The sequence below is a fragment of the Bacillus haikouensis genome, assembly GCF_013179555.1.
Classification (GTDB): Bacteria; Bacillota; Bacilli; order Bacillales; family Bacillaceae_B; genus Rossellomorea; species Rossellomorea haikouensis_A.
In genome coordinates this window covers 1-8,266 of record NZ_JABMCR010000189.1, presented here as the reverse complement: position 1 = coordinate 8,266, position 8,266 = coordinate 1, and the positions used below count along the sequence as shown (strand labels likewise).

The 8,266-nt window shown below is 34.9% G+C and carries 6 protein-coding genes and 1 pseudogene; 5 read left to right on the top strand and 2 right to left on the bottom strand.

Annotated features, from left to right (window positions below):
- Nucleotides 1-116: 116 nt before the first annotated feature.
- Together HP456_RS16390 and HP456_RS16385 are read left to right on the top strand one after the other, a co-directional pair.
- Complete coding sequence (locus HP456_RS16390; protein WP_172253028.1) at nt 117-557, top strand: NUDIX hydrolase; 441 nt, start codon at nt 117-119, stop codon at nt 555-557.
- Nucleotides 558-677: 120 nt separating this feature from the next.
- A pseudogene (locus HP456_RS16385) lies at nt 678-1,560 on the top strand (PhzF family protein).
- Between the two features lie 1,491 nt (nt 1,561-3,051).
- Here HP456_RS16385 and HP456_RS25095 read toward each other — a convergent pair.
- Nucleotides 3,052-4,626: a hypothetical protein gene (locus tag HP456_RS25095; protein ID WP_246289144.1), complete on the bottom strand. Its 1,575-nt coding sequence runs from the start codon at nt 4,624-4,626 to the stop codon at nt 3,052-3,054.
- 621 nt (nt 4,627-5,247) lie between these two features.
- Between HP456_RS25095 and HP456_RS16375 the strand changes: the two genes are divergently transcribed.
- Both HP456_RS16375 and HP456_RS16370 read left to right on the top strand, forming a co-directional pair.
- Complete coding sequence (locus HP456_RS16375) at nt 5,248-5,565, top strand: antibiotic biosynthesis monooxygenase family protein (protein ID WP_172253026.1); 318 nt, start codon at nt 5,248-5,250, stop codon at nt 5,563-5,565.
- A 955-nt stretch (nt 5,566-6,520) separates the two neighbouring features.
- Entirely contained in the window at nt 6,521-6,781 is a 261-nt protein-coding gene (locus HP456_RS16370) for a hypothetical protein (RefSeq protein ID WP_172253024.1), read from the top strand.
- Nucleotides 6,782-6,967: 186 nt separating this feature from the next.
- Here the strand turns inward: HP456_RS16370 and HP456_RS16365 are convergent, their stop codons facing one another.
- A complete protein-coding gene (locus HP456_RS16365) occupies nt 6,968-7,846 on the bottom strand; it encodes a LysR family transcriptional regulator (protein ID WP_172253022.1) in 879 nt (292 codons plus the stop codon).
- 113 nt (nt 7,847-7,959) lie between these two features.
- Here HP456_RS16365 and HP456_RS16360 point away from each other — a divergent pair.
- On the top strand, nt 7,960-8,266 hold a 307-nt coding region (locus tag HP456_RS16360; RefSeq protein WP_172253020.1), incomplete at its 3' end, for a citrate/2-methylcitrate synthase.

Sequence of the window (8,266 nt, the reverse complement as noted above, 5' to 3'; positions counted from 1 at the left end):
TCCTTTTCCTGTATCGGGCCATTTAATGGAACATGGGAATTGCTCAGAATCATGATATTTGAAATAATTGGTATTATGCTGAAGAAGAAATTAAATAAATAGAGGTGAATTATTTTATGAAGCGAGTAGATGTCACATATATGCTTCTTTTTGATGAACTGGGCGAGAATGTATTAATGGTAAAAAATATAGGGGAAAACGGTTCTTATTATACACTTCCTGGAGGTGCAGTGGAGCCTGGAGAAACGCTTGAAGAGGCTGCAATTAGAGAAGTTAAGGAAGAGACGGGTTTAGATGTTGAAGTAAGTGATGTTTTTTCTGTAAGTGAGGCGTTTTTTGAGGATAGAGGACACCACGCCGTTTTCTTTACTTTTAGAGGGAAGATAACCGGGGGAGAGATTGCTATAGCTATGCCTGAAGAAATAGAAGAGGTTACTTGGATGAATGTTCAAAATGCGGAAGACTACATTCATATAATAAGCAATACAAAAGGATTAATAAAATGTAACCCATCAGCACCATATTTACTTAGAAAAAGAAGTGATATTACTTCCTAGGGTAAGAGAGGAACTGCTCTTTATTTTCACAATCGGGGTGAATAAAAGTGATATATTTTTATCCTAACTAAAATGGTATGTTTTATAAAAATAGTACAAAAATAGGTGGGGAGAAAAATAATGGAGAAAATTAATTATTCAATTGTGGATGTTTTTTCACAAGGAAAATATACAGGAAATCAACTTGCTGTTTTTAAGAATGCTGAAATCCTTTCAGATATTAAAATGCAACAAATCGCTAAGGAGATTAATTATTCAGAGACTGCTTTTATTTTATCAGACACAAAAAAAAAATAATGGCTATGATGTTCGTATTTTTACACCTAATGAAGAGATACCTTTTGCTGGACACCCGACTTTAGGAACTGCATATATCATTCAAAATGAAATAATAGGGGAACTAACGGAAAAACTTATTTTAAATTTTAAGGCTGGACAGATCCCCGTATCGTTTGATAAACCAGAAAGAATTTTTTGGATGGAACAAAATAGACCCGCATTTGGTCGTATTTTAGATGCAAATAAGGTTTCTGCTGTTTTAAATTTAGATAAGGAGTACATAGATAATAGGTTTCCTATCCAGGAGGTTTCAACAGGACTTCCCGTAATTATTGTCCCTTTAAAATCCTTAGAAGCAAATAAAAAAGTTAGAATGAATAAAGAAAAATACTATGAGCTAATTGAGCATACTGACGCAAAAGCGATTATGGTTTTCTCTCCTGAAACATATAATGTCGATAATCATTTGAATGTTCGAGACTTTGCAGATTATTTTGGTATTCCAGAAGATGCAGCTACTGGAAGTTCTAATGGATGTTTAGCTTCTTACTTAGTAAAATATCGATATTTTGATAAAAGTAAAATTAATCTTCGTGTAGAACAAGGGTATGAAATGAATAGACGATCTTTATTGTTTTTAAAGGCGAATGATGAAAACGGCGAAATCACCGTATTTGTAGGAGGAAAAGTGGAAAAAATTGCTCAGGGCGAATGGCTTCTATAATATTAATCTTCCTTCTCTATTTAGCGAGTACGCTTCTGATTGTGAAAAGTAGTACTTAAACTATTGGGTCCTTTATTTTAATAACTATCTTCAACAGTCGGACGCGATCCTGTTCATTACATGGTAGTAACTCTTGTAGGAGTCGAAAGTTATGGGAAATTATGTAAAATAATTAAGAGGATCTATAGGGACTAAATCTATTATTATAGTAGGATCAACGATTGCCGTAATTAATAAAAAGCAGGAAATATTACTTTAACATCGTCTGATCTTAAAATTGGGATTAACTGGGGGAATGATGGAGCTAGGAGAATCCTTAGAGGAAACTGCCAAAAATTATACGAAGAGACAGGATTGTCAGCAAAGGTTTTTAAGTTTATCGATGTACTTTCCGAACGGATGTATATTATCAATATCCTCAAAAATAGAGGTAATAAAAATGTATGAATTAAGCAAGAGACCGAGAAAAAAGAAATGAAGAATAAGGTATACCTTTATTTGTTTGCTATTGCAGTGATAATTAATACATCTGCAGATTTCTTGGGGTGAACAGAAGTGAGTTCTAGTTTACGTGTTAGTTTTAACCTAGTGTGTTATGGGATAATATTTTACTTCGGCTTACTGAGGAAACTATGGGCTCAGTTTATGATTAAATTTATTATATGGCTAAATATCAATTTGCTAATCATTATAATAGTTTTAAATGTTTTAGGGTTATAGTTAATTCCAAATATCTAATGTTCCTCCATTAAAGGGGGCAATAACAGAAGGTCAATGTGTGATCTCCGCTAATTGCCTTATTCAGTTATTGGGCAGAAATAGAAAGATAAAGAGATATATAGGACTTTCGAAATCTCTTAAAATTGACCCACCAGGGGGGAGGCATGCTTGTCTCAAATGAAATTACCCTGCAGTGAAAACGCGCTAAAACTAGGACCAACTCGGATTGTTCAAATAGCTGAGGTACTTATATAAGCAGTATATACTAAAAGTCCACTTTTCGGCTTAGGGGGGGTTAAAGTTTGCGCCAGAAAATGTAATAAGCTGTGGTCCCAGTATTTCAAGGCTCAACTGTTGTTAATCCTGTTTGTTGTGTACCTCTAACCACAGTGATAGTTACACTGGTTACAAGTGGATTTAACGGTAACTGTACAGCGACAGTTCCGTTAAACACGACTCTTATTTGACCAACAGTGGCTTGTGAAACGTCTAATCCAACTACCCCAAATAAAGAATTGGTGTCATCAAGGATTGGGTAGTTATACTGTTAGCTAGACTGGCATTTTGACTTGTTCGACCGTCTAATTAAATGCCCATAATCTCACCTGCTATATTCTAAAACTCTAAAAATAATATATTTTATGCGAAATAGAATGAAATAACTGTGCTTCTTAAGAAAGCTACACACAACTCACTATGATTAGAGAGCAATTTATCTAAAAGGATTATCGTAAAAAAAATGAAGAGAGTTAACAACCAGATATAGGTTTTTTAACCGCCTAAAGCCCTTATACGTGCAGCTAGTTGATCAAGAGCTTCTTGTGTAGTTGTCGGAATAGGTGGGTCGTAATCTGTAGGAACAGCTGGTGTATAAGCTAGCCCAAAAGCATCATCAACCCTAATTAATGATGTACCCGACCCTACAAGGGTTAACCGAGACCGAATAGGGATCGAATCTACTGTTGCTCTGACTCTTGTAGTTACATTATTAACCCCATTCACAACCAATCTTCCTGAATTAGGAAAAGGATTGAAAATGTTTTCCGTAATAGCAAAACTGGTTAAATTCAAAGGGTCAATTGGGATATGACCAGATTGAACATTAATAATCAAATTGCCATTTATTCCTCCACCTACTAAATTAACTTGAGTATCTGTAGTTGCTTGAGAATTAATCGTTATATTCCCACCAGAAACGAAAGAAGAAAACATTATCATGTTAATTCCGTTTTGTGTGTATCCGCTAGATAGTCTTGAGTCACGGATAGTGACTTGATTAACAGAAGTGGTTAATGCAGTGAATGTTGGAGAAGGACTTATATCAACACTTACAAAGAATAACTTACCACTGAAACTACTAGCTGTTGCAAAGTTAAAATCGAGAGGTCCACTTAACAAAATAAGATCCATAAATCCAGACCTATTATCATTTTGAAACCCAGATTCAGACCAGGATGGGTCATTAAGATCAAATGGTATGGATAATCTAGTTAATAAAGAACTGGTTCCAACCAATTGAACGTTTGCTTTTAAATGAATTAATGGTTCTGTAAAACTTCCTGGTCCAATGGAAATAGCATATCGTTTAGTTGGAGAAGCATCTGTTATAGATGCCATTGCTGCAGTGACGGTGAAAAATGGATTGCATTCGCTGCCGTCTGCAGTCGCATCATTACCAGCCTTATTTACATACACAACTTGAGTTGCTATCGGTGGAGGTTCTATACAGCAGCCTTCAGCAAAATAGAGATCGATAATAAATTGTAAACCAGCTGGATTATTCACACTAGATGGATTAGAAGAATAAATAGGTTGTTGCAGGTAATTGGTTGCCACAAAGGACACAACGATTTTGAATGTTCTAGGGATAGATGGTAGACTTTGCGGAATTGTAAAACGAGTGGAATACACACGAATGTCCTCAAAGGTAAAAGGCGGGCCATCGATTGTTAATCCGACTGCAGGATTATTCGGATCTCCTGCTATCATCAAAAACTCTCCTAACCCAGACGGTTGAGGGATTGTTTTTACAAAGCTACCACCATCAATTTCTTCAAAAAGTTCAATTTTTGCTCCCATGGCATTATCGGCAAACGCATCTAAAGACACGCTAAATGACGCAGTTTGACCGGCAGGGACTGTAAACTGCTCAGAAGCTATAGCAAAGGCTACTGTTTGGCCATCTGATGTAGGTTGATTCCAAATATATTCAGGGTTCGGCACGGACCCAAAAGGGGAGAAAGGTTGTGCGGTTGTATCATTATCAAATTTTTGTAAAGAAGGCCAAGTAGGGGGATTAACACGGCGGTCAAGCGTCTGGATGATTTCCTGTATTGTTTGCTGCATTCATTGCAGCTTGATCCCTATCAGCACCAAGAAATACATCCTCAATATTACTTACAAGCCTTTGAAAAGGAGAAATAGACATAATTTGTCACCACTTTCATTAATAGTTTTTACAATCAAAATTGTATCTATGGATAGATTCAGCAAAAATTTAATACATAAGCTGTGTAGATGCTAATTCTGCGCTTTGCTAGTTGCCATCCTGCTATATATTCTATGAACATGTTGGACTGGCTGCCTGTACTAATTCCCAGGAATTATCCTCTTTCTTCCTCAAAATTGCTGAATAAGGCTACTGCCCTGAGCTGTTCATGTAAAAGAATCAAGAGTTCCTTTTTCCTTCTTGAACCAAACTTTATTTGTCATACCTATTTCTTGTGAAGAAGCATTAGGTTTTTTAATTTCGCTAACAAGCAATATTTATTCTCCAATTATTTCTTTAACGGGCAAATTAATTGAATAATGGTTATGTATTTTAGAACAATGCATATTTCATTCTTTAGAATGAAAAAAGTTACAGCGTTTGCCCGAAGTAACAAGTACATTAATTTAATAAACTGAGGATATCAAATTAATAAATTGAGACTTTTTAAAAACAATTAATTCAAGGAGGTTATTTAAATGAAATCAAATAATTCTATAGTGTGGATTAATGTATTTACTGCGAAACCAGGCAAACTAGATGAATTGGTCAATATCCAAGCTGAAGAATTACTTAACTTTAAGGATAATGGTGTTCCTGGTTGGATTAGTAGTCGTTGGCATCGGTCTGTAGATAGTAACAAAGCAATTATGATAACTACCTTTGAGAGTATTGAATTTCATAAAAGTTGGTTAGAAAAAACTGACTTCTCGGAACACCTAAACAAAATTAAACATCTAATTGAAGGAGCAGAAGGTGGGTACTACACATTGGTGGAAAGCATTGACAACTTGTAAATCGCTAACATATAAACATAAAAAGGGATCCTCTTGTGCCCTCCTGTAACACATTTTTTATTGATATCAAATTCTCTTTCACTAGTCAGCTATACGACTCTGATGTAATAACTAAGTCCTTTCGCCTATATACACTTAGCAAAATAGGTTATCTTTTCAGACAGAATTGAATTATTCAACTAAAGTGCGCGATTATTTAACATCGCGCTTTTTTTGCGGAATAAAATCTTTGTAAGGATTAAATGTTCTTGAAATATTGGTATTAAGTTGAAGGACAGGATAGCGAAATAAGATTAAACAAGATATTAACGTTTTGATATAGAATTTATGGGTTAACTGGGCGTTATAAAGGGTGAAACAACTTGGAATTTTTATTTACAGTAGGAATTATTATAGGTATAGGTATTCTTATTTTCTTCCTTGCTTACATAAATGTTACAAGGAAGAATTTAAAAGATAAAAAGAATGATAAATAAAAGGTGGATTACTACTAGGAGCTAAAGCGGCAGTTTAATGGAATAAGGGATTAAATGAAATACTGGTCAGCATTCAATCGTCACACAAAAGAGGAGGTGTTTATAATTTGAGTTTCAAAATGATCTTTTTGTACATCTTATCGTTTATTGGGTTCTATGTTGGCTTTATTCTGCTCGCTTCCCTTGCAGAAAATTATGATATCTCCTACTTGTACGTTGTCAATGTAAAAGAGGGTGGGGTAGATATTTTCCCAACGATAAATCCTTTCATAATTATGTTTTTATATGTATTGGGTTCTCATAAATTGATTTCTAGAATGAAAGTGAAGTGAAAAACTATAATAAAATTAACGCAAGGACATATCTTACATTTCATTTAAGGGCAATAACTGAAGATTAGCTAATTGATCCGGCTATTGCCCTTCTTCAATTATTGGGGCAGGTTAATTGAGGAAAAGAGGCAATTTGAGGGGGAGAAAATGAAGAAGTTAATACAAAGTGTATTACTTTTACAAGTCCTTTGGTTTGTAATGTTTTTCACCAATTTTCTTGGATTTTTAGGGTCCAGAAGTGAGTTATGGCAAGATATAGTGTGGCTAGGGATACCAGCAATAAGTATTATTATTTCATTAGTATTTTTAATCAGAAAGCGTTTCCCTGTTTTAACGATAATGACAATTGCTTTATCTTTACTAATTATTTCCTTTTGGCTTTTAATATCTGGAATAAGTCAAATGTAATAAAGAAACTCAATTTTCAACTAACGGGGGCGTTTATTAAAGAACGCGTCCTTTTCCTATATTGACCATTTAATGGAAGACCCCTATTACTTAAATATGCTCATGCCCCCCAATCAGATAAAGACAAATTAAATAAAAAAGAGGCGGTTATCATGAACTAACACCCCTCTTTGTTGGAGAAAATGATTATAATCTAAAGCCTGATAAAAAGGTTAAAAACTCTTTTTGTTCTTTATGTAAATACTTCATCATTGCATAAATTTTCGCCTTGGGTAATTCGAAAGTATGAGTCTGAACTTCCAGAAGTCTGCCCTCCAGCAACTCCCTTCTTACTGTTGATGATGGAAGGTAGGAAACACCCAGCCCTTCTATGATAAACCGCTTAGTAATGTGAATCTGCGAGACCTGCATCATTCTGGTAGATGGATAGTATAGCTTTACAGTATTACATAAGTCATTCCAGTAGTCGGGGTGATTATGAGTTAAAAGGTAATTGGAGGTTAAGAGTTCTTCCTCTTCTAAAGGAAGAGCTGATTCAAAGTCTCTTCCATCATGTGGAGCCACAAGTATAACCTTATCAGTATAAAGCAGTTCACTCTCCAGTCCGGGGTGATAAGTTGGCAGACAAGATAAGCCTATATCCACCTGTTCTTCAACCACAGCCTTCTCGATCTCCTCTGATTCTATTATTTTCACCGATATCTCTACCTCAGGGTGGTTTTTTAAGTATTGCTTTAATACATAAGGAAGTACATTATCAGCTATCAAAGGAGATATAGCAATAGTTAGCTTAGAAGTATAACCTTGACTGAATGAATGCAATTTAACAATCCCATCTTCATGAAGATTCAGTAACTGCCGGGCATGTTCCAAGTAAAATCTCCCGGAATCTGTCAGCTTTATTTTCTTTCCGCTTCTGTCAAATAATGAAACACCCAGCTCTTGTTCTAATTGTTTGATATGTACAGTAACAGTAGGTTGGGAAATGAAAAGTATCTCAGCTGTCTTTCTGAAATTATTGCAATGGGCTGCTGTTATAAAGGTTCTTAGTAAATTCAGTTCCATAAAAACTCACCTTCTTATTAACATTCTTAATCAATCTATTTAAAAATATTTAATTTTCTTAATAATTCTATTATTATACAATAATTGTAATTACTTATAAAGGGGATGAGGAAATGTTTAAAGAGGGATTAAAAGGAATCGTCGCTGCACGAACTAAGATTAGTCATATTGATGGAGAGCAAGGGGTATTGATTTACAGAGGTCATGAAATTCGTGATTTAGCTAAAAGTTTAACCTTTGAAGAAGCAGCCTATTTACTGTGGTATGGATATTTACCATCAGGAGAAGAAGCAAGAGAATTAAAAATCCAAATGTCCAGCAATCGATACATTTCACAGGCAATGAAAGACATCATCAGGCACCTTCCAGTTGATATGGATATGATGAGTGTATTAAGGACAGCACTATCAGCTGAGGGTT

Bases quoted from the DNA above. Each gene is read 5' to 3' on its own strand.
- HP456_RS16390 (WP_172253028.1), top strand. From the start codon at position 117: ATGAAGCGAGTAGATGTCACATATATGCTTCTTTTTGATGAACTGGGC.
- HP456_RS16370 (WP_172253024.1), top strand. From the start codon at position 6,521: ATGAAGAAGTTAATACAAAGTGTATTACTTTTACAAGTCCTTTGGTTT.
- HP456_RS25095 (WP_246289144.1), bottom strand. From the start codon at position 4,626: ATGCAGCAAACAATACAGGAAATCATCCAGACGCTTGACCGCCGTGTT.
- HP456_RS16375 (WP_172253026.1), top strand. From the start codon at position 5,248: ATGAAATCAAATAATTCTATAGTGTGGATTAATGTATTTACTGCGAAA.
- HP456_RS16365 (WP_172253022.1), bottom strand. From the start codon at position 7,846: ATGGAACTGAATTTACTAAGAACCTTTATAACAGCAGCCCATTGCAAT.